Source organism: Streptomyces sp. WI03-4A (assembly GCF_033792105.1).
In the GTDB taxonomy this organism is placed as follows: Bacteria; Actinomycetota; Actinomycetes; order Streptomycetales; family Streptomycetaceae; genus Streptomyces; species Streptomyces collinus_A.
Genome location: NZ_JARAUO010000009.1, coordinates 74,842 through 98,828 on the forward strand (window position 1 = coordinate 74,842; position 23,987 = coordinate 98,828).

Sequence of the window (23,987 nt, forward strand, 5' to 3'; positions counted from 1 at the left end):
ATGGTGGCCACGGAGAGACTGCGCCAGGAGCGCGCGCACCAGCTCGCGGCGGCCGCCGAGCGGTACCGCGCGAGCAGCGAGGAACGCCGGGACGTGGAGCGGCAGCAGGAGGCCGGCATCGCCTTCCCGGACTCACGGCAGGCGCTCGCCGCGCGCGCCACGCGCCTGCTGGACCGGCACGCGGTGCCGGCCGCCATGGCCGTGGAGGCCGTGCGTGCCGAACCGCTGGCCGCCCCCGACGCCTACGAGCGCATCCTCGGGGTGTCCAAGGACCTGCAGGCGTGGAGCTTCCTGCCGCGCGGCGCCCGGGCGGCGCGCACCGTCGCCCGCATATCGGTGCGGGAGAACGGCCGTGAACTGCCGCTCGGCACCGGCTTCCTGGTGTCGCCGCGCCTGCTGATGACCAACCATCACGTGCTCTCCGACGCGGCGGCGGCCCGGCAGTGCTTCGTCGAGTTCGACGCCCAGGTCACCGTCGACAACACCCCGCAGCCGTCGACGCGGCTCGAACTGGACCCGGACACGTTCTTCGTGGCCGACCAGCACCTGGACTTCGCCCTGGTCCCGGTGGCTTCCGGCCCGGACGGGCGGACGCCGGGCGAGACGTTCGGCTGGAACCGGCTCAGCGCCCAGCCGGGCAAGCTGGTCATCGGCGAGCCGGTCAACGTGATCGGCCACCCCATGGGACGGCTGAAGGAGATCGCGGTCCGCGACAACATGCTCCAGGTGCGGCTCGACGACTTCCTCCAGTACCTGACGGACACCGAGCCCGGCAACTCGGGGTCGCCGGTGTTCAACGACCAGTGGGAGGTCGTCGCGCTCCACCACAGCGGGGTGCCGAAGACCGACGAGCGGGGACGCGTGCTGCGCACGGACGGACAGGTGTGGCAGCCGGGCGACGGCGACGACGCGGTCGACTGGGTGGCCAACGAGGGGGTGCGCGTCAGCTCCATCCTGCGGCACCTCGCACAGTTGCCGCCCGGAGCGGGCCCCGGGCCGCTGGCCGAGATGGGCCCCGAGTCGGGCCTGGGTGTGACGGAGTCCGCCGCGACCGCACCGGCTCCGGTGGCCGTGGCCGCCGTACCCGTACCGGTCGGCGCACCGGCCGAGGTCCCGGCCGGCGTGCCGGCGGATGTTCCCGCCGCCGCACCGGCCGGCGCGCCCACGGCCGCCCACACGGGGCTGCGGGCCCGGGACGGCGCGTTCGGCGGCGAGCGGCATCTGGTCTTCCTGCACGGGCGCTCCCAGCAGGGCAAGGATCCGGCGGCCCTGCGCGACGCGTGGACGGCCGGCCTGAACCAGGGGCTGGTCGCGGCCGGGTTCCCGCCGGTCGACCCGGCCGACGTGTGGTTCCCCTACTACGGGGACCGGCTCGTGGCCGCGCTCGCCACGACCGAGGCCGTGCCCCGGATCCCCGAGGCCCTGAGCCTGTCCCCCGCCGAGGCGGTGGCCCCGCCCTCGCCCACGGCCCGTGCGGTGTACGAGGAGATGATCGGCGAGGCCGCGCTGCGCTGGAACATGCCCGAGGAGAGCCAGCCGGCCACCGAACGGATCTCGCGGGACGACCTCGTGGGACACCTGCACCGGCAGCTCGGCTGGCTCGCCGCGCGCAGTGACCTCGACGGGTGGACCATCGCCCTGGTCCTCCGTGACGTGGCCGCCTACCTGGACGACCGGCGGATCCGGGACTCCGTCCTGGACTGTGTGCTGGAGACGCTCCCGGAGGACGGGGAGATGATCCTCGTCAGCCACAGCCTCGGTACGGTCGTCGGCATGGACCTCACCACGCGGCTGTCCCCCGCCCTGCGCACGGTCCATCTCACCACGGTGGGCAGCCCGCTGGGGCTGGACAGCGTGTACAAGAGGCTGCTCATCGGCGGGACGAAGCGCCCCGACGTGGTGGCGGACTGGCTCAACGCGTGGTGCCCGGCCGACGCGGTGGCCGTCGGGTGCCCGCTGGCCGACGAGTGGGCGGGCTCGGTGACCGACGTCGCCGTCATCAACGCCCGTGACAAGGCGCACGACATCAGTCAGTACCTCTCCCACCCGGAGGTCGCCGGGGAGATCGCCGGGCACCTCGCACTCGGCCGAAACCTGTGGTCGGCACCGTCCGCCCGGGTCACTTGAGGCCGCTGAGCATGACCCCGCGGATGTAGTACTTCTGCAGCAGCAGGAAGAGGACGAGGACCGGCAGGACGCTCAGGACGAGCCCTGCCATGACGATGGGCATGGTGCGAGCCGGATCCACGTAGTCCTGGAGGAGCTGGATGCCCACGGGCAGGGTCATCACGTCCGGATTGGCGGTCGAGACGAGCAGCGCCCAGATGTACTCGTTCCAGGCGTCCACGAAGGTGAGCAGCCCGAGGGTGACCAGCACCGGGGTGGTCTGCGGCAGCACGATCCGCCACCAGAGCGCGAACTCCCCGGCGCCGTCGATGCGCGCCGCCTCCAGGACCTCGTCGGGGATCGCGACCATGAACTGACGGGTCAGGAAGATGCCGAACCCGTTGACGAGGAACGGCATGGCGAGCGCCACGATGCTGACGGTCAGGCCCGCACCGCCGCGTCCGAGCAGGTCGTTGCCGCCGGCCAGCGGCCAGTGGACCAGGATCAGGAAGTGCGGGATGAAGAACAGGAACGGCGGGAACATCATCGTCGCCAGCACCAGACGGAAGACGAAGTCCCGTCCGGGGAAACGGAGTTTGGCGAGTGCGTAGCCGGCGAGCGACGAGGTGAGCAGCACCGAGCCGGTGACCACGGCGGTGACGACGACGCTGTTGCGGAACAGCACCGGCAGGTCCAACTGGTCCACCGCGGCCCGATAGTTGGCCAGGTCGAACGCCTTGGGCAGGAACCGGTAGGGCAGCGTGCCGGCCTCGTCGGGCCCCTTGAAGGAGGTCGCCACCATGTCGAGGAACGGCACGACCGTGAGCACGGCGCCGGTCACGACGAGCAGGTACGAGAACCAGGGGAAGCCTCGGCGGTTCATGTGTCCTCCCCCTTGCGCCGGAAGATCAACAACTGCGCGAGGGTGACCACGAGCACCACCACGAAGAGCACGAAGGCGGCGGCGCTCGCGGTGCCCCAGTCGCCGTAGCTGAAGGCCTGCCGGTACATCTCCAGGGCCGCCACGTTGGTCGCGTCGCCGGGGCCGCCCTTGGTCATGACGATGATCAGCCCGAACGACTGGAGCCCGGTGAGGAACTGGGTGATGCACACGAACACCAGCGACGGCCGCAGCAGCGGCAGGGTGATCTTCCGGAAGACGGTGAAGGGCCCCGCGCCGTCGAGCGCGGCGGCCTCGTAGTACGACTCCGGGATGGACTTCAGTCCCGCGGTGAGGACCAGGATGGCCGAGCCGACGGAGGCCCAGGCCTGGACGACCACGACCGCGGGCAGCGCGGTGTCCGGGTCCTGGAGGAACGCCACCGAGCCGAGCCCGACGGCGTTCAGGACGCCGTTGACCAGGCCGCCCGGCTCGTACATGTACTTCCACACGTTGCCGACGGCGACGACGGTGGTGACGATCGGCAGGAAGTACAGGGTGCGCCACAGCCCCTGGAAGCGGAGCCGGTCGATACAGGTGGCGACGGCCACGGAGCCGGTGAGCGCGAGGGCCACGGTGCCGAGCGCGAACAGCAGCGTGTTGGTGAGGATCGGCGTCAGGAACGTCGATCCGTCCGCGAGCAGACCGGTGAAGTTGTCCGGGCCGACCGGGTCGATCCCGGCGAGGTCGAACCCGGCCCAGCGGGACAGCGAGAGCAGCAGCGCGAAGCCGAGCGGCAGGATCAGGAAGACGGCGAAGAACAGCAGCGTGGGCGCCAGGAACAGATAGGCGACGACGGTCTGGCGGCGCCGGGCCCGGCCCCGGCCCGCGACGGCGGGCTCGGCTGCGGGTCTGCCGCGCGCCGCCCGCTCGGTCGTCTCCGGCGTCAGGACGTTCACCATGACCGGGCCACCTCCTGGTCGACCTGACGGCGGGTGGTGCGCAGGGCCTCGTCGACCGACTGCTGGCCGGTCCACAGCGCCTCGATGTTCTTGCGCAGCAGCGACTTGGCCTGCTGCGCGCCCGGCACGTTCGGCTCCGGCACCGAGTACGCGAGCGCGTCCAGGAACGGCCGCAGGTTGGGGTCGCCGCCCGCACCGAGCAGCGTCCGCATGTCGTCCGCACGGCCGGTCAGGGAGCCGACCGACACCTGGAGGGCGCTCATCCGGGTCGCGGTCGCGCCCGTCGCCGCGCTGCGCACCTTCACCGGGTCGGAGTTGAGCCAGCGCAGGAACTCCCATGCCTCGCCCGGGTGCCGGCTGGCCGTGTTGACGCCCAGCATGAAGCCGGTGGAGAGCGTGGCCCGCGGGTCGGACGCCTCGGGGACCGGCACCGGCGCGACGCCGACGTCCCGGTAGCCCGCGCCCATCAGGGACTTCAGGGTCCCGCTCCACCAGCCGGCGCTGACCACCATGGCCACCTGCCCGGACGGGAACGCCTTGTACACGTTGACGCCGGGGGCGCTGACGCCCTCGGCGACGAGCCGGTGCTCCAGGTCGAACACGGCCCGGCCGGCCGGTGAGTCGATGGCGGTGCGCCTGCCGTCGGCGGAGACGAAGCTGCCGCCCGCCGCGTTGAGCAGGGCGAGCGTCTGGCCGACGGTGGTGGAGTCGTCGTAGGTCGACAACCCGAACCCCTGGACCAGTGTGTTGCCGTACCGGTCGCGTCGCGCGGTGCGGTGGGCCGCGTCCTCCAGCTCCCGCCAGGTGCGCGGGGGGCCGTCGACGCCCGCCCCGCGCAGCAGCCGCTTGTTGTAGTAGAGCGCGTACGTCTGCACCTCGGTCGGGTAGCCGTAGACCCTGCCGCCGACGGAGGCGGCGCCGACCGCGGCCGCGCCGTACCCGCGCCGGATCTCCTCGGCGAGTCCGGGCGGGGCCGGCCGCAGGACGCCCGCCTGCACGAGCTGGCCGTTCCACAGGCAGTACGGGTGCAGGATGTCGGCGCCCTGACCGGCGGCCTGCCGGACCATGAACGTGGTCAGCAGGTCGGAGAACTCGACCGCCTCGGTGCGCACCTTGACCCGGTCGTGGGTGGCGTTCCACTCGTCGACCGGGCCCTGGAGGGCGTCCTTGAGCTCGCCGCTCGCGTAGTGGGAGAGCAGGGTGAGGACGATCGGGTCCCCGAGCCGCCCGGTGCCCCGGTGGGGCGCGGCGCACCCGGAGGCGAGCAGCGCCGAGGGCAGGGCGAGCGCGAAGTGCCGGCGGCTCAGGCGGGCGGGGCGCCGGGCCGGCGTCATCCCGCTGCCTCCCGGCGCAGTACGCGGAAGACCCGGGTGGTGGTGAAGCCGGTCGCGCGGTAAAGGTGGCCCGCCGGGGACCGTTCGCCGGTCCACAGGAACCAGGCGCTGTGGCAGCCGCGGGCCCGCATCCGCTCCAGGGCCAGGTGCAGCAGGACCTTCCCGAGTCCGGTGCCGCGCGTCTCCTCCAGTACGCCGAACGGCCCGAACCGCTCGTCCAGCGAGTCGTACGCGCCGTGCATCGCCCACCCGACCAGGCGGCCCGCGGGGTCCCAGGCGGCCACGATCCGGTCGAGCGGGGTGCCCGAGGCCAGGCATGCGCGGATGGCGCGGGCCCAGTCGGCGGTGAAGTGGTTCCCGGCGAGGGCGAGGAGGGGCACCAGGTCGTCGTCGGTGGGGGTGGCGAACCGGTGGCCCCGGGCGGTCAGTTCGGCGGCGCGGCGGACGACGTCCTCCGGGAGGCGGTAGCCGACCAGGCTCCGGTCCATGGCGGCCGCCTCGTACAGGACGCGGAATCCCAGGGAATCCAGGAGTCTCCCGGCCGCCGGGTAGGTCTCGGCGTCCAGTCCGGGGAGGAAGTAGTGCGGGGTGTACGAGGCGAAGTCGACCCGGGTGCGGCCGTGGCCGTGCAGCCAGCCGAGGGCCTCGGTCAGCAGGCGGCGGCCGAGGCCGTGCCCGCGGGCGGCCGGGTCGACGAAGAAGAACGGGATCCAGCCCTGCTCCGGCTCCAGGTCGGTGCCGCCCATCGGGGTCAGCCTGCGCACCGCGTAGGCCGCGCCGACGACCCGGTCGCCGTCGACGGCGACCCGGAGCCCCTCCGGATCGAAGTTGGCGTCGAGCAGCACCAGGGAGCGGAAGCGTTCCGGGGAGACGGGGTCGGCCGGCGCGCTCCGGCGCCAGGTCTCCACCAGCCGGGGACCGTCACCCGGCCGGAAGCCGCGGATCAGGCTGCGGGGTGGTGGGGCGAGAGCGGTCACGGTCCCGGGTGGGGCCGTGGGAGCGGCCCCGGGGGGCGCGGTGGGAGCGGGATCGGTCACGGTCCGGAGCGGCGCGGCCGGAGCCGGATCGGCGACGGTCCGTGGTGGTGAGGCGGGAGCGGGATCGGTCATCGTCGGGGTCGTCCCTCCATACATCCGTTGAGCAGCGGGTCACGCGGCGGGCAGGAGGTGTCAGGCGTAGAGCAGTGCGGCTTCGCCGGCCCACCGGGCGGGCGGCGCCGGCGGATCGCAGAGCGGCAGCGGGTCGTCGCCCGCGTCGACGGTGTGCCGCAGCCGGTCCGATCCCCACAGCAGGTCGATGAAGTGCCGGTGGCCGGTGCCCTCCGCGCCGCCGTCCGTGGTGTGCCAGGCGAAGTCGTCCGGGTAGAGCCGCCGCAGCGTGGCGAGCATCGCGACGGCGGTGCGCACCGGGGCGAAGCTCCGGCGGTCGGTGACGTGCAACTGGACTCCGCGCAGCGGCCGTCCGGCGTGCTTGTGGAAGGCGGGTACGAACCGCAGCTCGCGGAAGCGCACCCCGGGCAGTGCCAGCTCGGCGAGCGCCGGGGCGAACCGGGAGTCGAGGTAGGGCGCCCCGACGGTCTCGAAGGGCTGGGTGGTGCCGCGCCCCTCCGAGAGGTTGGTGCCCTCGAACAGGCAGCCGCCGGGGTAGACGGCGGCGGTGGCGGGCGTCGGGATGTTGGGCGAGGGCGCGACCCAGGGCAGGCCGGTGGCCTCCGCGTCCATGGCCCGCCGCCAGCCGGTGGCCTCGATCACCGTCAGGTCGACGGGGCCGCCCGCCGCTTCGGGCACGGCGGAGGTGTTGAGGTGCCGGGCGAGTTCGCCGCAGGTGAGGCCGTGCCTTACGGGGACCGGGGCGCGTCCGACGAAGCTGGCCCAGGCCGGGTCGAGCCTCGGGCCCTCGCTGACGAGTCCGCCGAGCGGGTTCGGCCGGTCGGCGACCACGAACCGTACGCCCGTACGGGCGGCCGAGACCATCAGGTCGAACATGGTCCACACGTAGGTGTAGAACCTGGCCCCGATGTCCTGGAGGTCGTACACCAGGGCGTCGACGCCGCTGTCGGCCAGCAGTTTGTCGAGGTCTTCGCCGCCGCACCGGTAGGTGTCGTGGACGGGCAGGCCGGTGCCGGGGTCCGGCCCGGCGGCCTCGCTCGCGCCGGCCTGGGCGGACCCGTGCAGCCCGTGCTCGGGACCGAACAGGGCGACAAGCCGCGCGCCGGCGTCGAGCAGCGCGGGGGCGACGGGCCGCAGGTCGGGCAGCACACCGGTCTGGTTGGTCACCAGGCCCAGGCGGCCCGGCCCGGCGAGCCCGGGCGACGCGTGCAGGCGCGCGATCCCGGGCGTCACCGCGACCCGGCCGTCCGTGCTCATCCTCTGCCCCCGTCTGCCGGTGACGCCTCGAACCTCTCGAACCTCTTGAACCACGCGAAGCGGTGCTCGGAAATGTACTGGGATGTCCAGTGATTTCCGAGCAACCGGTGGTTCGTGCCGGGGGTCCGTCGGGAGGTTCCGGTCAGCCGACGCGCAGGGTCAGCCGACGCGCAGGGTCAGGGCGGCGGTGTGCAGCCTGCCGCCGGTGCGGAACTGGAGGAAGAGCCGCCAGTCACCGGCCGTGGGCAGTTCCGCGTGGAAGGACAGCTCCGGGCCCCCGTGGTCGCCGCGGACGGGGGTGGTGGGGTGGAGGTGGGCGAAGGCCGCGTCGCCCCGGTGGAAGGCGGTCAGGTGGGCGTAGGTGTCCAGGTAGGGCTGGAGATCGGTGACGGGCTCGCCGTCCTTGGTGACGCGCACGGCCAGCGGGTGGGCCATGCCGGCCATGGGTTCGCCGGACACGGTGACGGTGTAGCCGTCGACCCGGGCCGAGTGCGCCGCCGGGGGCAGCGCGGCCGTGGTGGCCTCGCCGGGGACGGTGAGGGTCCGGCTGAGGACGAGGTCCTTGCCCTCGCCGCTTCCGCCGCCGGGTGCGAAGGAGGCGAACACGCGCCAGGAGCCCGGTGTCAGGGCGGCCGGCTCGGCGGTCCACGTGCCGTCGGCGGCCATCGTGGGATGGAGGTGCTGGAAGCCGGTCAGGTCGGAGCGGATGGCGTAGAAGTGCATGCGCTTGGTCTGCTCGGGGGCGAAGCGGGTGACGGCCCTGCCGTCCGGGCCCGTGATCGTGAACCGGTACGGAGCCGTCCTGCCGGCCGGCAGGGTGGCGTGGGGGCTGGTGAGGCGGTAGCCGTCCGCGCTGTCGGCCAGTCCGTCGCCGGTGACGGCCCCGCCCATGCCGGGCATGCCGCGCATCGAGGCGCCGTGGCCCGCCGGGGCGGTCGCCGACGGGGTGCCGTCGTGGTGCGTGCCGGGCATGGACGAGTCGTGGGACGAGCCACCGGACGAGCCGCACGCGGCCAGGGTGAACGCCAGCGCGGTCGCGAGACCGGCCGCCGCGCGGGCCCGGTTGCGCGGAGTGGGGCGGGTGGAAGCGGTCATCGTTGTTCGAGGTTCTTTCCGGGTGGCGCACCACGCGGGGTGCGCGATGTGGGCAGGACCGAGTCCGGAGGACCCCGCCGGCGGCGGGTTCCGGCACGGTCCGCTCACGTCCGTGCGATGCACACCTGGAGCAGGAGACGGCGGCCGCCCGGCGGGCCGCGCCGCCGGGTCCCGTCGGGGTCCCACGCCCAGCGCAGGGCCCAGGCCGCGAGTGCCGCGAGCGCGGCCACGCCGACGAGCGGCGCGACAGGCACCGGGATGTCACTCGGGGCGGGCACGGCGACGCACAGCGTCCCGTGCGGGGGGACGCCCGACGCGACTTGGAGGCGGTCGGCCGCCGGCCGCGACGACACGGCCCGCTCCGACATGGCCGGAACGCGGTGACTCCCGTCGGCCGTGACGGCCATGTCCATGGCGCCATGGCAGCCGCCCACGGCAGTCGCGGGGGCGCCGTGCATCAGGAAGAGACCGAACAGGAGCGTGGACACGGCCCACAACCGGGCGACGCCCGGGCGTGCGGGTGCGCTGCCACGCGTCGTCACACGTCCTCCCTTCCCTGCGATCCCCCATGGGACAGGCGCCGCGAGCGCCCACCCAGACCATACCCCCTACCCGGTAGGGGTACGGACGCGGGTGCTGGAACGCCTATGCGACGGCTTTTGCGGTTCACTGGTCATGGCCGCCAGACTGCGACTTAATGTCGGCATGAAGTCAACCGACGCCGAAGACGAGTTGAGCATCGGGGAGCTCGCCGGCCGCTACGGCCTGGCCGCACATGTGCTGCGGCACTGGGAGGCGAGAGGACTGCTGGCGCCGGCCCGTGACGGCGCGGGGCGGCGGCGCTTCACGGTCGCCGATGTCACCCGGGTCGCCGTCATCCTGAGGGCCAAGGAAGCCGGTCTGCCGCTGGAGACCATCCGCTCCCTGACCTCCACCGGTGATCCGGCGGCCCGGCACGCGACGCTGAAGCAGGAGGCGGACGCGCTGCGGCAGCGGATCGCCGCGGCGCAGGCGTCCCTCGAACTCATCGAGTGCGCGCTGCGCTGCGACCACGACGACTTCACCCAGTGCCCGCACTACCGGCAGACGATCACCGAACGCGTCGGCGGCGACTGAGCCGTACGGAAGGGCCCCGGCCGTCGCGCCGGCCGGGGCCCTTCCGTACGGCGTCCTCAGCGGGGAACCGGTGTCGCTCCCGCCTCGGCGGCCGCGGACGGGCGTGCGCCCGCCTGCCGGGCGGCCTTCGGGACGAGTACCCGCTCGGCCAGCGGCCCGAAGACGAGCCCGAAGGCCGTCCACAGGGTCAACTGGATGGTCAGGGCCGCCAGGCGGAACTGCCAGAGCAGGGTGGCCGAGAAGTCCTTGGGGACCTCGTTGACGGTGGGCAGGAACGCGTACGCCGACCCGACGGCCAGGACGAAGAACGCCCCCGCGGCCATCGTCGCGTTCCAGTTGCCCAGGCGCGGTGCGAGACGCTTGCCGAGGATCACGGTGGCGATCGCCAGCAGCACGCTGAGCAGCATCATGAGGAAGTACAGGGTGGTGCGCTTCCCGATGGTGTCGGGGTCGCCCACGGACGGCGGGTTGGCCGGGTACTTCAGGAACGGCACGACATAGACCGTGAGCAGACCGGCCGCCGCCAGGAGCAGCGCGCTCGCGCGCGGCCCGAAGCGGCCGATGCGGCCCAGCGCGAAGCAGAACGCGAGGGCGGCGATGCCGCCGAACGCGACCCCGTAGACGAGGACGCCGGTGGCCAGACCACCGGTGGACTGCATCGTGCGACTCACGGCTTCCATGCCGTGTTCGTGGGAGTGCGCCTCTTCGTAGGCGATGGCCGAGTCGACGCGCGGCTCGCCGAGGAAGTAGGCGACGACGAGGGCGAGCAGGCCCGCGGCGAGTCCCGCGAGCATGCCACGCACCAATAGATTTCGGACAGTTGCCGAGTTCATGGACGGTCCTTGACCTGGGTACCGGTACCGGGCGCCGTCAGTGGCAGGGGAAGCCGAGCAGGTGACGGGCGTCGTGCACCCACTCGTGGACGTCCGTGCCGGACATCACGGAGGTGGCGCCCTGCTCGGCGCCGACGAAGTAGAGCAGGACGAGCATGAGGATGCCGAAGAAGACCGCCCAGGGGGCGATCGCGCCGATCGGCAGCTTGGCGGGGGTGGCGGTGGGGGCTGTGGTCGGCTGGGCGACGGACTGCGCCATGGCAGAACCTCCTGGGGAACTCGCGTCCCGTCTCGGTGGTGCACAGGACAACGGGGCGGGTCTGACTTCCCCGGCCCGTACCGCGAGCGGCGTGGGCGAGGCATACAGTGGCGCGACCGTGCCGGATTCCCACCGGCTTCCGCGTTCCGTCGTCTATTTCGCCGAGAAGGTACCGCGAAGCGGAGGCACGGCCAAGAGCGCACGGGGGGCTCGCAGGCGCTCCCCGGGCCGCCCTTGCCCTCCGATTCCCTGTGATTGCAGGGCCGTCGACCGCGAAAGTGAGCACGTGACCAGCCGAGTGATCTTGATCTCACCAGCGATGAGCGCGGCGCTGCGCGAGGCACGCTTCGACGACGGCTGCCCTCTGGAGGACGGCGCCGCGGCCCGGGCGCGCTCCGCCGCGGGCCTGCTCCCGCGGGCCGGGCGGGCGTTGACGGCTCCCGGTGTGCGGTGTCGGCAGACCGCCTCGGCGCTCGGTCTCGACGCGTCCGAGGCGCCCGGTCTGGCCGGTCTGGACGTGGGCCGCTGGCGGGGCCGGACGCTCGCCGAGGTGAGCGCCGCCGAGCCGGAGGCGGTGGCCGGGTGGCTGTCCGACCCGGCGGCGGCCCCGCACGGCGGGGAGTCGGTGCGGGAGTTCTGCGGGCGGATCGCGAACTGGCTCGCGGAGGACGGGGTGTTCTCCGGCCGTACCGTCGCGGTGGTCGAGCCGGACGTCGTACGCGCCGTGACGGTACGGGCGCTGGGAGCGCCCGAGGCGGCCTTCTGGCGGATCGACGTACCGCCGTTGCGCGCCGTCGAGTTCAGTGGCCGCGCGGGCCGCTGGAACCTGACTCCCGGCCGGCCCCTCGACCGGTCCCCCGACCACTGAGCGAGCGCGAACGGCGAACGGCCGCCTGACCGGGCCGCCTCAGCTGCCGCCCACGCCCAGCGCGGCCAGCAGGACGAGTACCAGGCTCGCCGCGCCCAGCAGGCCGTGGGCGGCCACCACGGGGACGGGCAGGTGCCGTTCCGCAGGGGTGGTCTCCTCCCGTGCGTCCCCGACGGCTGCCGAGGCGGGCGCGGCGGTGCGGTGGACCGGCACCCAGCGGGCGAACATCGCGAAGCCGAGCAGGGCGACGGCGACGAGGACGCAGAAAGACGTCCAGGCGAGTGCCGGCCGGTCGGCGGCGAGGTAGACGATCCAGACGATCAGCCCGGCCGCCGCGAGCAGGAAGTGCCCGAAGACGAGGGGGGCCGGGAAGCGGGTCGTGCCGGTCCGCTGCTGCCGCAGGCCGCCGCGGGAGATCCAGCGGGCCAGGAGCACGAATCCGCCGAGGGCGGTGACCACCCAGGCGACGAGAGCGGCGATGTCCATGTCGTCCTCCAGGGGTGCGGAGTACGGGATTTCGGAGGGCGGACGCCCTCAGGGCCCGGCGTCGTGAGGTCGGGCGTCGTGACGTCGGGCGTCGTGACGTCGGGCGCCCTCAGGACCGGACGTGGTGCGGTATCCCTCGGCCTGGACCGACTCCTCGGCCACCCGGACGCCGTAGCGGTAGGCGAGTTTGCCGCCGAGGTAGCCGGACAGACCGAGGACGGCGAGCGCGACGACGGAGAGCGCCAGTTGCCCGTACCCGACGCCCCGCCCCTCGGGGTATCCGGCGCCCTGCCGCCAGGCGAAGCCGGCCGCGTATGCGACGGTGACCGCGAGGTTCAGCGCCATGTGCGTCAGGGCCGTGCGGTGGGCTGGGGTGCCGGTGGGGACGGCGAACAGGTCGAGGAAGCCGACGCACGCCGCGGCCAGCGCCCCGAGCACGCCGATGGCGATCAGCCAGGCCGACCCGTGGGTCAGGAAGGCGGGCCGGCCGACGGCGCGGGAGGCGATGTCGAAGACCAGGCTGGACACCCAGGCACCGATCGGCACGGTGACCAGGAGGGGGTGGAACGGATGCCCGTACGGTCCCGCGAGGGCGCCGCTGACCGGGCGCTTCGCCTGGTGCAGGTCCTTGAGCTCACTGTTCACGGTCATACGGCACCTCGTCCCTGAGCTGCCCCCGCTGTTTCACCAACAATTGTTCGTCTTATTCGGCGGGCAGGTCAAGGGGCGCGTCACCCCGCCGGAGGGAGCGCGTGCGGGGCGTCGCCCCGGCCGTCACATGCCGCGCAGGACGACCAGGAGAACCAGGAGCACGGTGGCGCCGGCGCTCGTGCCGTGGGCGACCACGGCGGTCAGCGGGAAGTGCCGCTCGGCGGTGGCGGCGCCCTGCGAATGGCGTCCGGAGCTGGGCATCCAGCGCAGCAGCATCATGAAGCCGAAGGCGGCCACGATCAGGACGACGGCGCAGGCCGCCCAGGCCGAGCTCCTGACGTCGCCCAGCAGGTACGCGGTCCAGGCGGCGAGCCCGGCGACGGCGAGCGCCACATGGCCGAGGACCAGCCAGAGCGGCAGCCGCGTCACACCGGGCGTGCGCTGCCGCAGCCCGCCGTGCCGGATCCACACGGTGGCGAGACAGCCGCCCAGACCCGCGGTCAGCGGCCAAGCGCACAGAACGAAGACACGCATACGCCCTTGTCCCCCTGTCCGGCGCGGCCCGTCCGGGCGGGCCGGGGCGGCGGGCCTCAGGACACCGCACCGGACGGGAAGCGGCCCGGACATTCATCCATCGATTCACCCGTAGGTGTGAATCGTGGGGCGAACCGCGTGCGGAGGCTCTTCGGGACGAGCACCACGAAGCACGGCTGGCCGCGCGCTCATCCGGACAGCCACGCCTCCGTGCTCGCCAGGACCGCCGCCATGATGCTCAGCTGCGGGTTCACCTGGGGGCAGCTGGGGAGCACGGAGGCGTCCGCGATCAGTACGCCGTGCACCCCGCGCAGGCGGCCCCGCGGGTCGGCCGGGAAGCGCTCCGGGCTCGCGCCCGCGGCGACGGTGCCGGTGGGGTGGTACGCCGACAGGTGCAGCTGTCGCGCGCTCGTCACGGCGAGGACGGCGTCCAGCTCCGCGAGGCTACGCACCCGGGGCGCGGTGGGGATCCCGGTGAGCACTTCCTCGGCCCCTGCGGCGAACAGCAGCTCGCCCATGGCGCGGACGGCCCGCAGCAGACGGCCCGCGTCGCGGGGGTCGAGGTCGTAGCGGAGCAGGGTGCGGTCGCGGCCGAGGACACGGCCGGAGGGACGGTCGGCGATCATGGCGCCGAGCGTGGCGAGCCGGTCGGCGCCCTCCAGCTCGCGGCGCAGCTCGCCCCCCAGCCCGGGGAGGATGAAGCTGCCCATGCCGGGCGGGGTGGCGGTGGCCTCGATGAGGACGCCCCGCGCGTGGTGCTCCTCCACGCCGACGCTCTGCAGCACGCCTTCCCAGGCGGTGACCGGTTCGGCGAAGCGTCCGGCGACGCTGGTGGCCGGATGGACGCTGAGGTTGCGGCCGAGCCGCGGATGGCGGCCGAGGCCGGAGCGGCGCAGCAGCGGCGGGGACTGCGTGGCGCCCGCGGCGACGACGACCAGGGGCGCGAGGATCTCGAAGGCGGTGCCGTCCGGCCCGTGGGCGCGTACGCCCGCCGCCCGGGGGCCGCCGGGCCGGTCCGTGTCGACGAGGACGCGGTCGGCCCGCGCGCCGGTGACGACGCGTGCCCCGGCGGCGCAGGCGTCGGGCAGGACCGAGAGCTGCACGCTCTGTTTGGCGCCGGTCGGACAGCCCACCACGCACTGGCAGGAGCCCAGGCAGCCGGGCGCGTTGCGGCGCAACGGCGCGGCGCGCCAGCCGAGTTCGCGGGCACCGGCGAGGGCGATGCGGCCGTTGTGGCCGAGGACGTCGACGGGTTGGGTGGCGACGCGCAGGGTGCGCTCCGCCTCGTCCAGGTGCCGGTCGAGGTCGTCGGCCAGCGCGCACCCGAACTCCCGTGTCCAGCGGGCAAGGACGTGGGCCGGAGTGCGGTAGCAGGTGCCGGAGTTGACGACGGTGGTGCCGCCGACGGCCCGGCCCACCGGCAGCAGCAGCGGCGGGTTGCCGACGGCGACGGTGGCTCCGCCGTCCCGGTACAGCTCGGTGAACCGGTCCAGGGGCGCGCGGGCGCCGAACGACTCGGTGGAGTGGTGCCGGCCTTCCTCGAGTACGACGACGTCGAGTCCGGCCCGGGCCAGCGTGCGGGCGGCCGTGGCCCCGCCCGCTCCCGAGCCGACGACCACCGCGTCGGCCGTGGAGCGTGTGGGCCAGTCGGCCGCGGGGGTCAGGTCGAGCGGTGGGTCCGGGCGGGTGGGGCGGCGCGGGGCGGGGGCGTTCTGGAGCATCCGCTCGGTCCCGGCCGCGAGGAGGACGGGCACCTTGAGCACGTCCAGGAGCGGGAGCAGGGCGGGCCTGGCGGCCAGTTGGGCCAGCACGGACTCCCTTTCGGGGGCGGTGAGCGCGCCGAGGGGGCGTCCGGTGCGTGCCGTCGCGTAGCCGTCCACCGCGCGGGCCGCCGCCCGCAGTCCGGCCCGGGCGGGGCGCGGCATCGCGGCGAGGACCGTCTCCAGGCGGGCGGGGACGCGGCGGGGCCAGTCGGCGGTGCCGTCGTCGGCGAGGAGGGCGGAGACGAGGCCGGTGAGGCTCATCGGGTGCCCACCTCGGCGTGCGCGGTTCCGTCGAGCGTCCACTCGGCCTCGGTCCGCCAGCCGCCGAACCACCACCGTTCCAGCAGGACGTGCGCGTCGGCGCGTTCGCTGTTGCGGCAGGTCGCGTGCCGGCCGTCGGGGTCGGTGTAGTCCAGGGTGAGGGTGCGGTCCGCGGGCTGGGTGACCTCGACGCGGATGCGGCGGAGGCCGGCCCGGCCGGTGACGGTCCAGGTGGGCAGGCCGACACGGGCGCGGAAGCGTCCGGCTCCGGCCCAGCCGACGGCGGCGCGCTCGGCGCGGCGGGGCCAGGTGCGGCCCCGGCGGTGCAGCCGCAGGAACACCAAGGGGGGCAGCCTGCGCAGTCCCGGGCGGGTGGAGACGGCGGCGACGATCTCCAGGACGTCCCCGCCGCCGAGGTCGGCGTGCAGCCAGGCCCAGCGGTGCGCGTTGCCGTGGCCGTAGATGCGGGCGGAGGCGCCCGGGGCCGAGGTGAGGGTGAGTGTGGTGCCGTCGTGGGTGACGGTGCCGTCGTAGGCGGCGCGTGCGGCGGGGAGCATCTGGGCGGCGGGCAGCAGGGGCCGGCGCCAGGCCCATCGGGGGAAGGTGAACAGCGGTGGCCGGGTGGGACGTTCGGTGAGATTCCAGCGCAGGGCGCCGTCCTCGGCCGCTCCGGTCAGGTGTCCCGGGCGCACCGTGACCCCGTCGGCGCTGAAGCCGGTCCGACCGGGGGTCCACGCGGCGGGGCCGAACCGGGCGTGGCGTACCGGGCCGTCCGGGGGGAACACCGCGGCCCAGCCGTGCGCGTACGGCGCCGATCCGTCGGCCGGGGCGGTCAGTTCGTGGTGCAGCCACACGCCGCTGCCGGTGTCCGGGTCGGTGAGGGTCGTGTACCAGACCTCGGTGCGGCCCGGCTCGCCCCGCCAGCGCGGGGCGAGGAACGCCCCGCCGCCGGCCGGCCGGGGGAAGCGGAAGCTCGCCAGGAACGGCAGCAGCTGGGTGCCGAGCGGGAAGCGGAGGGTGCCGGTGCCGATCCGGGCGCCGTCCTCGTACAGGGTGTACGGCAGCACGGTCATCGAGGCCACGGGCCGGCGCGGGGTGACGGACTTCCAGCCGTCGAGGGTGATCCGGCGGCCGTCCGCGGTGAAGGTGAGGCGGTAGCGGATGCGGCGGCGCGCGAGGGGCGAGATCTCCAACTCGCCTTCGGTGTGCGGGTCGTCGGCCCATCCGGCGACGCGTGTCCGGCCGTCGGCGCGGGCCCCGGTAGTACGGAGGGGGCGCAGGAGGCGGTCCGCCGAGACCGTCAGGTCCAGCCGGACGCGGCGGTCACGGGCCTCGCCGTCCAGCCGCACGGTCCCGAGCATCGTCTCGCCGAAGACGGTCCCGCGACCGGGTCCGGCGGTGCCGGTGCCGCCGCTCATGCGAGGCTCTCCAGCATGATCCGCTCGGTGACCGCCAGATAGTGCTCGGCCGCGTGCCGGGCGCCCGCCTCGTCGCCGGCGGCCACCGCCTCGACCACCGGCTCCAGCCGCCCGTGCGCCACCCGGGCGTCCATGAACGGCGCCCTGAGCACGGCGCGGACGGGGAGGTAGGCGTTGAAGAGGGTGTTGGTCAGCAGGACGTAGACGCGGTTGCCGGTGGCGCGCGCCAGAGCCCGGTGGACCTCGACGTCCGCGAGCTGGACGGCGTCGGCGTCGGCCGCGTCCCCGACGGCCGTCAGCAGCACGCGCAGCCCGGCCCGCTGCCGTTCGGTCGCGCGGGCGGCGGCGCGTCCGGCGATCAACGTGCCGATGTGGCGCCGCACTTCGAAGACCTCGCCGATCCAGTCGGGGCTGTGCCGTACGAGCATGGGCAGCAGGTCGGCCCCGCCGAGGCGCAGGTAGTCGCGGACGCGGGTGCCGACGCCGTGCCGGGTCTCCAGCAGACCGGCCTGCGTCAGCCGGCCGAACGCGTGCTTGAGCGTGGTGCGCGTGACGCCGTACCCGTCGGCGAGGGTGCGCTCCGGAGGCAGATAACTGCCCGCCGGGTGGCGGCCGGCGAGGATGTCCTCCCGCAGCCGGCCCTCCAGCACGTCGACGATGGTCTCGCGGGGCAGTGCCTCCACGCCGTCCTCCCAGTGGCTCAGTGGATGAGCCACTCAACCAACACGGGCCCGAGGAGTCAATGGCCACGGCGCGAAGATCGGCTACTTGGCCAACGGCTCCTGGTGCGAACGGGTTCGGTAGCGGGCGCGGAACTCGGCCAGCAGCTCCTCGGTGGCCTCGGCTCCGGCGCTCACGGCGGCGTGGACGTCGCGGAAGTAGTCCTCGTAGCCGGCGGGCGTGTAGAGGCACAGGGCGCGTGCCGTGACGTCTCCGGCGTTGCGGAAGCCGTGCGGGGTGCCCCGGGTCGCGGCAAGCAGGGCCCCCGGACCGGCGGTTGTCTCGCCGTCCCCGGTGTGGAGCGTCAACTCGCCTTCGAGGACGTAGAAGTACTCGTCGTGTCCCTCGTGCACGTGCGGCCTGGCACCGATGGTGCCGGGGGCGAGGCTGAACTCCTCGAAGGCGAACCGCCCGCCCGTGTGCTCACCGGTGAGCCGGAAGAGGTGCGCGACACCGGCGACGTCGATCAGCTCACCGTCACCGGGTCGGCGCAGGAGCGGGCGGTCGGGCGTGCGGGGCTGGTCTGCGGTCATGGAGGCATTGTGACAAGGCCGGGGCGCGCGTACCGGGCGGTCGGCGTGACGCGTCCCGTCACCCGTCCGGCCGCGCTCACCTTGATAACGGACCGGCGTGGTCCCGTAATGACAACGAGGGCCTCCTGGTCGGAGCCGTCCTGTGGGGGGATGCCATCAACCACCATCTCGCCATCCCCACGGAGTCGCCATGACGGTGCAGCAACACGCCACGATGCCCACGGTTCTGGTGTACGAGGACGACCCGGGATTTCCTCCCCAGGTCCACATGCCCGTACCGCATCCGGTCCCGCACCTCGACAGCCGGCCCTTCCCGATGGCCATAGCGGATCCCGCGCCGCAGCCCGACGGTGCCGGGCCGGGCACCGAGGCCTTCCGCTACTGGGTGGCGGCCGACGGGCTCAGCAGGGCCGGCCAGACCTGGGGCCCGCTGGTCCCGGCCGGAACGCGGTGGCACGCGTCGGTCGGCAGCGCCCTCACCGCGCACCTCGACGCGGGGGACGACCTCAACGCCTTCTACGACCGCAAGGGCCTGTGGTTCTTCCGTCACACGCTGGCGGGTGTCACCGTCGCCGCGTGCGAGAGCACCGAGGTCGTCGCGCACGAGACGGGGCACGCGATCCTCGACGCGCTGCGCCCGCAGCTGTTCAACACGGCGAGCGCGGAGACGGCCGCCCTGCACGAGGCGTTCGGTGACATCAGCGCGCTGCTGACCTCGCTCCGGCTGGAGTCCCTGCGGGTCGCGGTGCTGGCCGAGACCCAGGGCGACCTCGAACTGTCCTCGCGCGTGTCGCGGATGGCCGAGCAGCTCGGCGCCGCGATCCGCAAGGGCCAGCCGAACGCGGTCGACCCGGACTGCCTGCGCAACCTGGCGAACAGCTTCTTCTACCGCGACCCGGTACAGCTGCCGCCGAGCGGACCCGCCAACACGCTGTCCAGCGAGCCGCACTCCTTCTCCCGGGTGTTCAGCGGCGCGTTCCTGAAGGTCGTCGCCGGGATCTTCCGGCAGCAGGACCTGCAGGACCAGGCGGGCCTGGCCAGAGCTGCCGAGATCGCGGGGCAGCTGCTGGTGGACGCGGCGGTGGCCGCGCCCGTGGTGGCCGCGTACTACGCACAGCTCGCGGGTCACATGATCGCGGCGGACCAGCGCCGCAACGGCGGCCTGTACAGCCAGGCCCTGCGCTCGGCGTTCATCCGGCACGGCATCCTCTCCCTGGAGGCCGCCGCGTCCCTCACCGAACCCGAGGTGACCCGCCGGGCCGCCGGGATCGACGAGTCGATGCCGGGCGGTGCCGACGACGACGGGCTCGCGGACGTCACGGTCCACGGGGCGCCGTACGGCGTCACGCAGCCCGTGACCCTCTCCGCTCCCGCGGGGGAACGGCGGTTCGGCATCGCGGGCTCCGACCCGGCCGGCGGCTCCCTGCGCCCCGCCGATCCCGAGCGGGTGGCCACGTCGTACCTGGAGGACCTGTTCCGCCGCGGCCGCGTCCACGTGCCCGCCGAGCACCGCTCCGCCGCGGCGTTCGTCGACGACAGCCCCTCGCGGATCAAGACGCACGAGATCGTGCCGAGCACGACCGGTGAGGGCCTCGCCCTGGTCCGGCGGGGCTTCGACTGAGCGGTCGGCCGGACCGGCGGACGACCGGATCAGTGAAAACGCAGACGACGGACGGTCAGCCGTCCGTCGTCCTCGCGCCTGACGACGTGCGTGGTCCTGGCCGTCGGCTCCTCCCCCTCGAACACCGCCTCGCCGCGCGCCAGCAGATCGCTGACGAACCTCTCGGCCGCCCGGCGCTCGGCGTCGTCGCCCCGCTCCCCCGCGCCGCCGCCCGCCGGGTCCTCCTCGCCGTTCGCGTTCGTACCGGGCACGGTGTCACCGGCCGGGCCGCGGCGCGTCCGCGAGCGGCTCCTCCGCCGCCGGGCGGCCCTGCCACCCGTGGAAGGTCTGCGTGGCGTCGACCGGGCCGCGCGGTTCCACCGTGAAGCCGGCCTGCTCCAGCGCCTGGGCGCCCGCGGCGGTCACCAGGGCGAGGACGAGCCGCTCGGAGACGGTCTGCACGACGACGGCCTCGGTCTCGTTCACGGCCGTGGCCAGCTCGGACAGGTCCCGTCCGGCCGGCAGTTCGACGCGCGCCCGGAGCACGGCCCGGTTCCGCGTCGCGGCGAGGGCGAAGACCGGGTGAGCGGCCGTCCGCATCCCGGCCTCGCGGGCGAAGGCGCGCTCCTGGGCGTCCTCGCCGACGAAGACGCAGGCGTCGGCCGCCGCTCCGCCGGTGCTCGCGACCGCCCGGTCGAAGATGCCGCGGCTGTCCTTGGCGCCCCAGTGCACCAGCGCCTCGTCGGCGAACCGGCCGGGGAACGCCGCGTGCAGCGCGGTCGCGACGCGCCGGACGTCGTCCTCGCTCGGGCCGGGGTTGGAGATGATGCCCCGGCGCACCTCGTGGAGGGCGTCGAGCACGGCCATGACGCGTGGCAGGGGCCGGAGCACCAGGGAGCCGTCGGGTCCCGTACGGGCGTCCGCCAGGGTCGCCCCGATGTCGAAGAAGATCACAGGCATGTGCAGTGCCTGCCCGCGGTGAGCCCTTCCGAGTCGGACCGCCCGGGTGAAAGAGCCGCGCGGGGCCGACCGGGCACGGCGACCGGCGCGGGGGCCCGGGCCGGTCGGCCCGGGCCCCCGCGGCGGTTTGCGCGTGGCCGTCACACAGTGGTGGCGTGCAGGCTCGCGCCCGCCGTGAGGCCCTGCGGGGAGGCGGCGGCCAGGAGGTCGCCGCTGACGGTCCCGAGCGGGGTGTCCAGGTAGAGGCAGCCGGCACCCCCGGCGGCGAGACCGCCGGAGACGTTGTCCAGCTCGGCGTCCGAGATCTCGGTGGTCTCCATGCGGGCGGCACGGTTCGTCATGTTTCCGGATTCCCTTCGAGACAATCAATGCGAAAGGGCCGGAACCCACCCCGGCGTCCTTACGGAGAACGCTTTTCGGCGAGTCCCGCCACCCGCAGGATGAAATCACGGGCGCAAACGTCGGGCCAGCCATGGCGGGCCGGGCCAGGGCGGCACGGGCAGCCGGGCTTCACGGCAGTGACGGGTTGGTGACCGGATTCTTCGCACCCTTTCACACGCTCTGCCACCGTGCCGCGCTCCTCCTCTTCGCCGCCGGTGCGGTGAAGCCGAATTCCCCGGACGTGGCACCGGACGCGGTGCCCGCTCCCGGCGTTTTCGGCTCGTGTGCGCACCGGCGGCCGGGGCTGTGCAGGTTCGACGGATGTTTTCGGCCGGACCTGCGACCCCGGTCCCCCTGCAGCCTCCCGGCCGTCATGCGGTGGGCCGGGAGCAGGTGAGGTCCCGCTGCGGCAGACGGCCGTCCGCGAGGTAGACGTTGACGGCCGAGTCCACGCAGGAGCCGCCGAACACGCCGTGGACCGCGTGCTGGTCGGTGCCGCGCAGGGTCACCAGGCGGGAGCCGGGCCGGTCACGGCGTATGGTCAACGCGCCCCGGTCGTCGGTCACGGGGGCGGACAGGCGGTCCCGGGTGCCGGCGCGGCGCAGGTCGCGCCAGTAGGTCTCCGGGTCGCGGGGCGCCGGAACGTCTCCGCGCGGGATCGCGGTCTGCGCGCTCCGGTAGGCGGAGTCGTCGCCGTCAGCAGGAACTTCAGCGACTCGGCCGGCCACGGTGTCGGGGTGACGGCCCGGCCCTCGGCGGCGCGCCGCAGGTCCCGGACCGCCTGTGCCAAGTCCCCGAACGCGGCGGGGTTGTCCTGCGAGAGTCCGTTGAAGAGGAAGACGGGCACGATGTGCTCGTCGACCCGGTACGAGCCGAGCCTCAGCGGGATACGGACGGCGGCCGCCTGGACGGCGTCGACGGTCGCGAGCACCGCGCCGATCACGCCGTCCAGGACGACCCGGTCGACGCGCCGCGGGTACATCGTGGCGTACACCTCCCCGAGGTAACTGCCGTATTGCGGTCGAAGCCGGCCCGGTGCACGCCGGCCCCGCGGATCATTCTGCCGGTGCCGCGATCACTCCGGCAGGCGGCCGCTTCGGAGTGGGGGCAGTACCACCGCGGCGGGGGAGACAGCCCCGGCTCGGGCGGCCGTGCCGCGCGGGGCCGGTCAGGCGAGGTTCTCCTCCTCCGGTACGACGACCTGGTCGATCAGCGTCTGGATCTTCTCGGTGGGCAGCGCGACGGCGAGCGCCCAGTAGTAGATGACGAGGCTGAAGACGGCGGTGACCCCGATGTCCCACCACAGCGGGAACCAGGGGTGCTTGAGGGGACCGAAGTCGCTGAGGTAGACGATCAGCCCCATGCCGACGAGATAGACCGGCAGCCACTGGGCGGCGCGCAGGTCGAGCTGGGGAGTGATCGGGTTCAGCCGGAACACCCGGTTGCCGATCAGGATGACGTAGCCGATGAGGATGGCGACGCCGAGCTTCCAGTCGGTGGTCCACCCCGACCACAGGATCAGCAGGTTGGCGACGACGAAGGCCAGCGGCGACATCCAGCTCCCGCCGGGGAGGCGGTAGGGGCGGTGGGCGGCCGGCAGCCTGTTGCGGAACACCCCGAAGGACAGCGGGGCTCCGGCGTACATGAGCACGCTGGCGCTGGTGATCAGGCCGACGAGCGAGCGCCAGCTCGGGAAGGGCAGGAAGCAGACGCAGCCGATCACGAAGGCGGTCAGCAGGCCCGCCCAGGGGACGCCGCGCCGGTTGGTGGTCTCGAACACGGAGGGGACGTAGCCGTTGCGGCTGAGGCCGTAGGAGACGCGGGAGGAGCCGGTGATGTAGATGAGGCCGGTCCCGGCCGGGGAGATCACGGCGTCGAGGTAGAGGACGGTGGCCAGCCAGCCGAGGCTGATGAGGGTGGCGACCTGGGCGAAGGGTCCGCTGAGCGCGGTGAACGCGGAGGTGGCCCAGTGGCTGCCGATCTGGGACGCGGGCAGCGCGGCGAGGAAGGTCACCTGAAGCAGGACGTAGATCACGATGCCGAGGATGATCGAGCCGATCACCGCGCGCGGGATGTCGCGTTTGGGGTTGGCGCTCTCACCGGCGAGCTGGTCGGCCTGCTCGAAGCCGAGCAGGGCGAAGATGATGCCGCTGGTGGAGACGGCGGACAGGATGCCCTTGGCGCCGTAGGGGTTGAACCCGTCGGCGGCGGTGAAGTTGGCGGTGTGGAACTGGGCGACGGCGAAGACGAAGATGGTCAGCAGCGGGACGCCGACCTTCCACCAGGTCGCCGCGCTGTTGGTGCGGGCCAGCAGCCGGATGCTGAGGAAGTTGACGGCCGTGATGACCGCCATGAGGCCGACGGCGACGGCGATGCCGGGCGGGGTCAGGACGTGTTCGCCGCCCTGGATCTTCTCCCAGCCGCTCGCCCAGGAGTAGTGCTGGGCGTAGGTGATCATCGCGAGTACTTCGATGGGCGCCACGGTGGCCGCCTGGAGCCAGGAGAACCAGCCGAAGGACGCCCCGGCGGCGCCGCCGAAGGCGTAGTGCGGGAAGCGCGCGGTGCCGCCGGAGACCGGGTACATGCCGCCCAGTTCGGCGTGCACGAGCGCGAGGATCAGGATCGCGAGGCCGCCGATGCCCCAGGAGATGATGGCCGCGGGTCCCGCGGCCGCGAGGGCGCCCTGCGCGCCGAACAGCCAGCCGGAGCCGATGATCGAGCCCTCCGAGGCCCAGATCAGTCCGATGAAGCCGATCTCGCGTCTCAGTCCCGGACGGTGGGTGTCCGAGGCGGGCGAGGATTGGGACACGGCCATGTCGCCACCCCCTGCGCGGGGCGATGTTCACCACCATCGTGCCACG

The 23,987-nt window shown here is 73.8% G+C and carries 26 protein-coding genes and 1 riboswitch; of the genes, 4 read left to right on the plus strand and 22 right to left on the minus strand.

Annotation, left to right across the window (positions count from 1 at the left end):
• The gene (locus PV343_RS12615) at positions 1 to 2,127 is read left to right on the plus strand and encodes a serine protease (RefSeq protein ID WP_319146957.1); all 2,127 of its coding nucleotides are present in this window, start codon (positions 1 to 3) and stop codon (positions 2,125 to 2,127) included.
• Here PV343_RS12615 and PV343_RS12620 read toward each other — a convergent pair.
• The 7 genes from PV343_RS12620 to PV343_RS12650 form a co-directional block, all read right to left on the minus strand.
• Complete coding sequence (locus tag PV343_RS12620; RefSeq protein ID WP_319146958.1) at positions 2,120 to 2,989, minus strand: carbohydrate ABC transporter permease; 870 nt, start codon at positions 2,987 to 2,989, stop codon at positions 2,120 to 2,122. The two genes, PV343_RS12615 and PV343_RS12620, sit on opposite strands and share 8 nt — an antisense overlap.
• Positions 2,986 to 3,948, minus strand: coding sequence for a carbohydrate ABC transporter permease (locus PV343_RS12625; RefSeq protein ID WP_319146959.1), 963 nt, complete (start codon positions 3,946 to 3,948; stop codon positions 2,986 to 2,988). The genes PV343_RS12620 and PV343_RS12625 overlap by 4 nt, the downstream gene beginning before the upstream one ends.
• The gene (locus tag PV343_RS12630) at positions 3,942 to 5,282 is read right to left on the minus strand and encodes an ABC transporter substrate-binding protein (protein WP_319146960.1); all 1,341 of its coding nucleotides are present in this window, start codon (positions 5,280 to 5,282) and stop codon (positions 3,942 to 3,944) included. The genes PV343_RS12625 and PV343_RS12630 overlap by 7 nt, the downstream gene beginning before the upstream one ends.
• Entirely contained in the window at positions 5,279 to 6,259 is a 981-nt protein-coding gene (locus tag PV343_RS12635; RefSeq protein ID WP_319146961.1) for a GNAT family N-acetyltransferase, read from the minus strand. The genes PV343_RS12630 and PV343_RS12635 overlap by 4 nt, the downstream gene beginning before the upstream one ends.
• A 192-nt stretch (positions 6,260 to 6,451) precedes the next feature.
• Positions 6,452 to 7,648 carry a DUF1343 domain-containing protein gene (locus PV343_RS12640; RefSeq protein WP_319146962.1) on the minus strand — a complete coding sequence of 399 codons (1,197 nt, stop codon included), beginning with the start codon at positions 7,646 to 7,648 and terminating at the stop codon, positions 6,452 to 6,454.
• A gap of 159 nt (positions 7,649 to 7,807) precedes the next feature.
• A complete protein-coding gene (locus PV343_RS12645; RefSeq protein WP_319146963.1) occupies positions 7,808 to 8,743 on the minus strand; it encodes a hypothetical protein in 936 nt (311 codons plus the stop codon).
• Positions 8,744 to 8,847: 104 nt separating this feature from the next.
• Positions 8,848 to 9,285: a hypothetical protein gene (locus PV343_RS12650; protein ID WP_319146964.1), complete on the minus strand. Its 438-nt coding sequence runs from the start codon at positions 9,283 to 9,285 to the stop codon at positions 8,848 to 8,850.
• Between the two features lie 163 nt (positions 9,286 to 9,448).
• Here PV343_RS12650 and PV343_RS12655 point away from each other — a divergent pair, with 163 nt between their 5' ends.
• Positions 9,449 to 9,859 (plus strand): MerR family transcriptional regulator, encoded by a 411-nt coding sequence (locus tag PV343_RS12655; RefSeq protein WP_319146965.1) that lies wholly within the window; start codon positions 9,449 to 9,451, stop codon positions 9,857 to 9,859.
• Positions 9,860 to 9,915: 56 nt separating this feature from the next.
• Here the strand turns inward: PV343_RS12655 and PV343_RS12660 are convergent, their stop codons facing one another.
• Together PV343_RS12660 and PV343_RS12665 are read right to left on the minus strand one after the other, a co-directional pair.
• Positions 9,916 to 10,692: a CbtA family protein gene (locus tag PV343_RS12660; RefSeq protein ID WP_319146966.1), complete on the minus strand. Its 777-nt coding sequence runs from the start codon at positions 10,690 to 10,692 to the stop codon at positions 9,916 to 9,918.
• A 37-nt stretch (positions 10,693 to 10,729) separates the two neighbouring features.
• Complete coding sequence (locus PV343_RS12665; RefSeq protein ID WP_319146967.1) at positions 10,730 to 10,951, minus strand: CbtB domain-containing protein; 222 nt, start codon at positions 10,949 to 10,951, stop codon at positions 10,730 to 10,732.
• A 36-nt stretch (positions 10,952 to 10,987) separates the two neighbouring features.
• Positions 10,988 to 11,143, minus strand: a riboswitch (cobalamin riboswitch).
• A gap of 94 nt (positions 11,144 to 11,237) precedes the next feature.
• On the opposite strand from PV343_RS12665, the gene PV343_RS12670 reads away from it, so the two are divergent.
• Complete coding sequence (locus PV343_RS12670) at positions 11,238 to 11,819, plus strand: histidine phosphatase family protein (RefSeq protein WP_319146968.1); 582 nt, start codon at positions 11,238 to 11,240, stop codon at positions 11,817 to 11,819.
• A 39-nt stretch (positions 11,820 to 11,858) separates the two neighbouring features.
• On the opposite strand, the gene PV343_RS12675 is transcribed toward PV343_RS12670, so the two are convergent.
• The 7 genes from PV343_RS12675 to PV343_RS12705 form a co-directional block, all read right to left on the minus strand.
• Positions 11,859 to 12,305, minus strand: a complete 447-nt coding sequence (locus PV343_RS12675) for a hypothetical protein (protein ID WP_319146969.1) — start codon at positions 12,303 to 12,305, stop codon at positions 11,859 to 11,861.
• Positions 12,306 to 12,353: 48 nt separating this feature from the next.
• Entirely contained in the window at positions 12,354 to 12,956 is a 603-nt protein-coding gene (locus PV343_RS12680) for a DUF2231 domain-containing protein (protein WP_319146970.1), read from the minus strand.
• Between the two features lie 123 nt (positions 12,957 to 13,079).
• On the minus strand, positions 13,080 to 13,490 hold the full coding sequence (locus PV343_RS12685; RefSeq protein WP_319146971.1) for a hypothetical protein: 411 nt from the start codon (positions 13,488 to 13,490) through the stop codon (positions 13,080 to 13,082).
• 188 nt (positions 13,491 to 13,678) lie between these two features.
• Positions 13,679 to 15,514 carry a GMC family oxidoreductase gene (locus PV343_RS12690; RefSeq protein WP_319146972.1) on the minus strand — a complete coding sequence of 612 codons (1,836 nt, stop codon included), beginning with the start codon at positions 15,512 to 15,514 and terminating at the stop codon, positions 13,679 to 13,681.
• Positions 15,511 to 16,932: a hypothetical protein gene (locus PV343_RS12695; protein WP_319146973.1), complete on the minus strand. Its 1,422-nt coding sequence runs from the start codon at positions 16,930 to 16,932 to the stop codon at positions 15,511 to 15,513. Before PV343_RS12695 ends, PV343_RS12690 begins: the two co-directional genes overlap by 4 nt.
• Complete coding sequence (locus PV343_RS12700; RefSeq protein WP_319146974.1) at positions 16,929 to 17,648, minus strand: FadR/GntR family transcriptional regulator; 720 nt, start codon at positions 17,646 to 17,648, stop codon at positions 16,929 to 16,931. Before PV343_RS12700 ends, PV343_RS12695 begins: the two co-directional genes overlap by 4 nt.
• Before the next feature lie 48 nt (positions 17,649 to 17,696).
• Complete coding sequence (locus PV343_RS12705) at positions 17,697 to 18,185, minus strand: cupin domain-containing protein (protein ID WP_319146975.1); 489 nt, start codon at positions 18,183 to 18,185, stop codon at positions 17,697 to 17,699.
• A gap of 190 nt (positions 18,186 to 18,375) precedes the next feature.
• Here PV343_RS12705 and PV343_RS12710 point away from each other — a divergent pair, with 190 nt between their 5' ends.
• The gene (locus PV343_RS12710) at positions 18,376 to 19,806 is read left to right on the plus strand and encodes a hypothetical protein (protein WP_319146977.1); all 1,431 of its coding nucleotides are present in this window, start codon (positions 18,376 to 18,378) and stop codon (positions 19,804 to 19,806) included.
• 29 nt (positions 19,807 to 19,835) lie between these two features.
• Here the strand turns inward: PV343_RS12710 and PV343_RS12715 are convergent, their stop codons facing one another.
• The 6 genes from PV343_RS12715 to PV343_RS12735 form a co-directional block, all read right to left on the minus strand.
• Positions 19,836 to 20,057, minus strand: a complete 222-nt coding sequence (locus PV343_RS12715) for a hypothetical protein (RefSeq protein WP_319146978.1) — start codon at positions 20,055 to 20,057, stop codon at positions 19,836 to 19,838.
• Between the two features lie 4 nt (positions 20,058 to 20,061).
• Positions 20,062 to 20,745 carry an HAD family hydrolase gene (locus PV343_RS12720; RefSeq protein WP_319146979.1) on the minus strand — a complete coding sequence of 228 codons (684 nt, stop codon included), beginning with the start codon at positions 20,743 to 20,745 and terminating at the stop codon, positions 20,062 to 20,064.
• 140 nt (positions 20,746 to 20,885) lie between these two features.
• Complete coding sequence (locus PV343_RS12725) at positions 20,886 to 21,086, minus strand: hypothetical protein (protein ID WP_319146980.1); 201 nt, start codon at positions 21,084 to 21,086, stop codon at positions 20,886 to 20,888.
• A gap of 411 nt (positions 21,087 to 21,497) precedes the next feature.
• Positions 21,498 to 21,671: an alpha/beta hydrolase gene (locus PV343_RS40410; RefSeq protein WP_387953141.1), complete on the minus strand. Its 174-nt coding sequence runs from the start codon at positions 21,669 to 21,671 to the stop codon at positions 21,498 to 21,500.
• Positions 21,672 to 21,688: 17 nt separating this feature from the next.
• Entirely contained in the window at positions 21,689 to 22,120 is a 432-nt protein-coding gene (locus tag PV343_RS12730) for a hypothetical protein (protein ID WP_387953140.1), read from the minus strand.
• A 174-nt stretch (positions 22,121 to 22,294) separates the two neighbouring features.
• On the minus strand, positions 22,295 to 23,941 hold the full coding sequence (locus PV343_RS12735; protein ID WP_319146981.1) for an APC family permease: 1,647 nt from the start codon (positions 23,939 to 23,941) through the stop codon (positions 22,295 to 22,297).
• Between the last annotated feature and the right edge of the window lie 46 nt (positions 23,942 to 23,987).

Bases quoted from the DNA above. Each gene is read 5' to 3' on its own strand.
- PV343_RS12690 (WP_319146972.1), bottom strand. From the start codon at position 15,514: ATGAGCCTCACCGGCCTCGTCTCCGCCCTCCTCGCCGACGACGGCACC.
- PV343_RS12710 (WP_319146977.1), top strand. From the start codon at position 18,376: ATGACGGTGCAGCAACACGCCACGATGCCCACGGTTCTGGTGTACGAG.
- PV343_RS12645 (WP_319146963.1), bottom strand. From the start codon at position 8,743: ATGACCGCTTCCACCCGCCCCACTCCGCGCAACCGGGCCCGCGCGGCG.
- PV343_RS12640 (WP_319146962.1), bottom strand. From the start codon at position 7,648: ATGAGCACGGACGGCCGGGTCGCGGTGACGCCCGGGATCGCGCGCCTG.
- PV343_RS12615 (WP_319146957.1), top strand. From the start codon at position 1: ATGGTGGCCACGGAGAGACTGCGCCAGGAGCGCGCGCACCAGCTCGCG.
- PV343_RS12655 (WP_319146965.1), top strand. From the start codon at position 9,449: ATGAAGTCAACCGACGCCGAAGACGAGTTGAGCATCGGGGAGCTCGCC.
- PV343_RS12720 (WP_319146979.1), bottom strand. From the start codon at position 20,745: ATGCCTGTGATCTTCTTCGACATCGGGGCGACCCTGGCGGACGCCCGT.
- PV343_RS12665 (WP_319146967.1), bottom strand. From the start codon at position 10,951: ATGGCGCAGTCCGTCGCCCAGCCGACCACAGCCCCCACCGCCACCCCC.
- PV343_RS12680 (WP_319146970.1), bottom strand. From the start codon at position 12,956: ATGACCGTGAACAGTGAGCTCAAGGACCTGCACCAGGCGAAGCGCCCG.
- PV343_RS12725 (WP_319146980.1), bottom strand. From the start codon at position 21,086: ATGACGAACCGTGCCGCCCGCATGGAGACCACCGAGATCTCGGACGCC.
- PV343_RS12660 (WP_319146966.1), bottom strand. From the start codon at position 10,692: ATGAACTCGGCAACTGTCCGAAATCTATTGGTGCGTGGCATGCTCGCG.
- PV343_RS12695 (WP_319146973.1), bottom strand. From the start codon at position 16,932: ATGAGCGGCGGCACCGGCACCGCCGGACCCGGTCGCGGGACCGTCTTC.
- PV343_RS12735 (WP_319146981.1), bottom strand. From the start codon at position 23,941: ATGGCCGTGTCCCAATCCTCGCCCGCCTCGGACACCCACCGTCCGGGA.
- PV343_RS12630 (WP_319146960.1), bottom strand. From the start codon at position 5,282: ATGACGCCGGCCCGGCGCCCCGCCCGCCTGAGCCGCCGGCACTTCGCG.
- PV343_RS12620 (WP_319146958.1), bottom strand. From the start codon at position 2,989: ATGAACCGCCGAGGCTTCCCCTGGTTCTCGTACCTGCTCGTCGTGACC.
- PV343_RS12685 (WP_319146971.1), bottom strand. From the start codon at position 13,490: ATGCGTGTCTTCGTTCTGTGCGCTTGGCCGCTGACCGCGGGTCTGGGC.
- PV343_RS12675 (WP_319146969.1), bottom strand. From the start codon at position 12,305: ATGGACATCGCCGCTCTCGTCGCCTGGGTGGTCACCGCCCTCGGCGGA.
- PV343_RS12705 (WP_319146975.1), bottom strand. From the start codon at position 18,185: ATGACCGCAGACCAGCCCCGCACGCCCGACCGCCCGCTCCTGCGCCGA.
- PV343_RS12625 (WP_319146959.1), bottom strand. From the start codon at position 3,948: ATGGTGAACGTCCTGACGCCGGAGACGACCGAGCGGGCGGCGCGCGGC.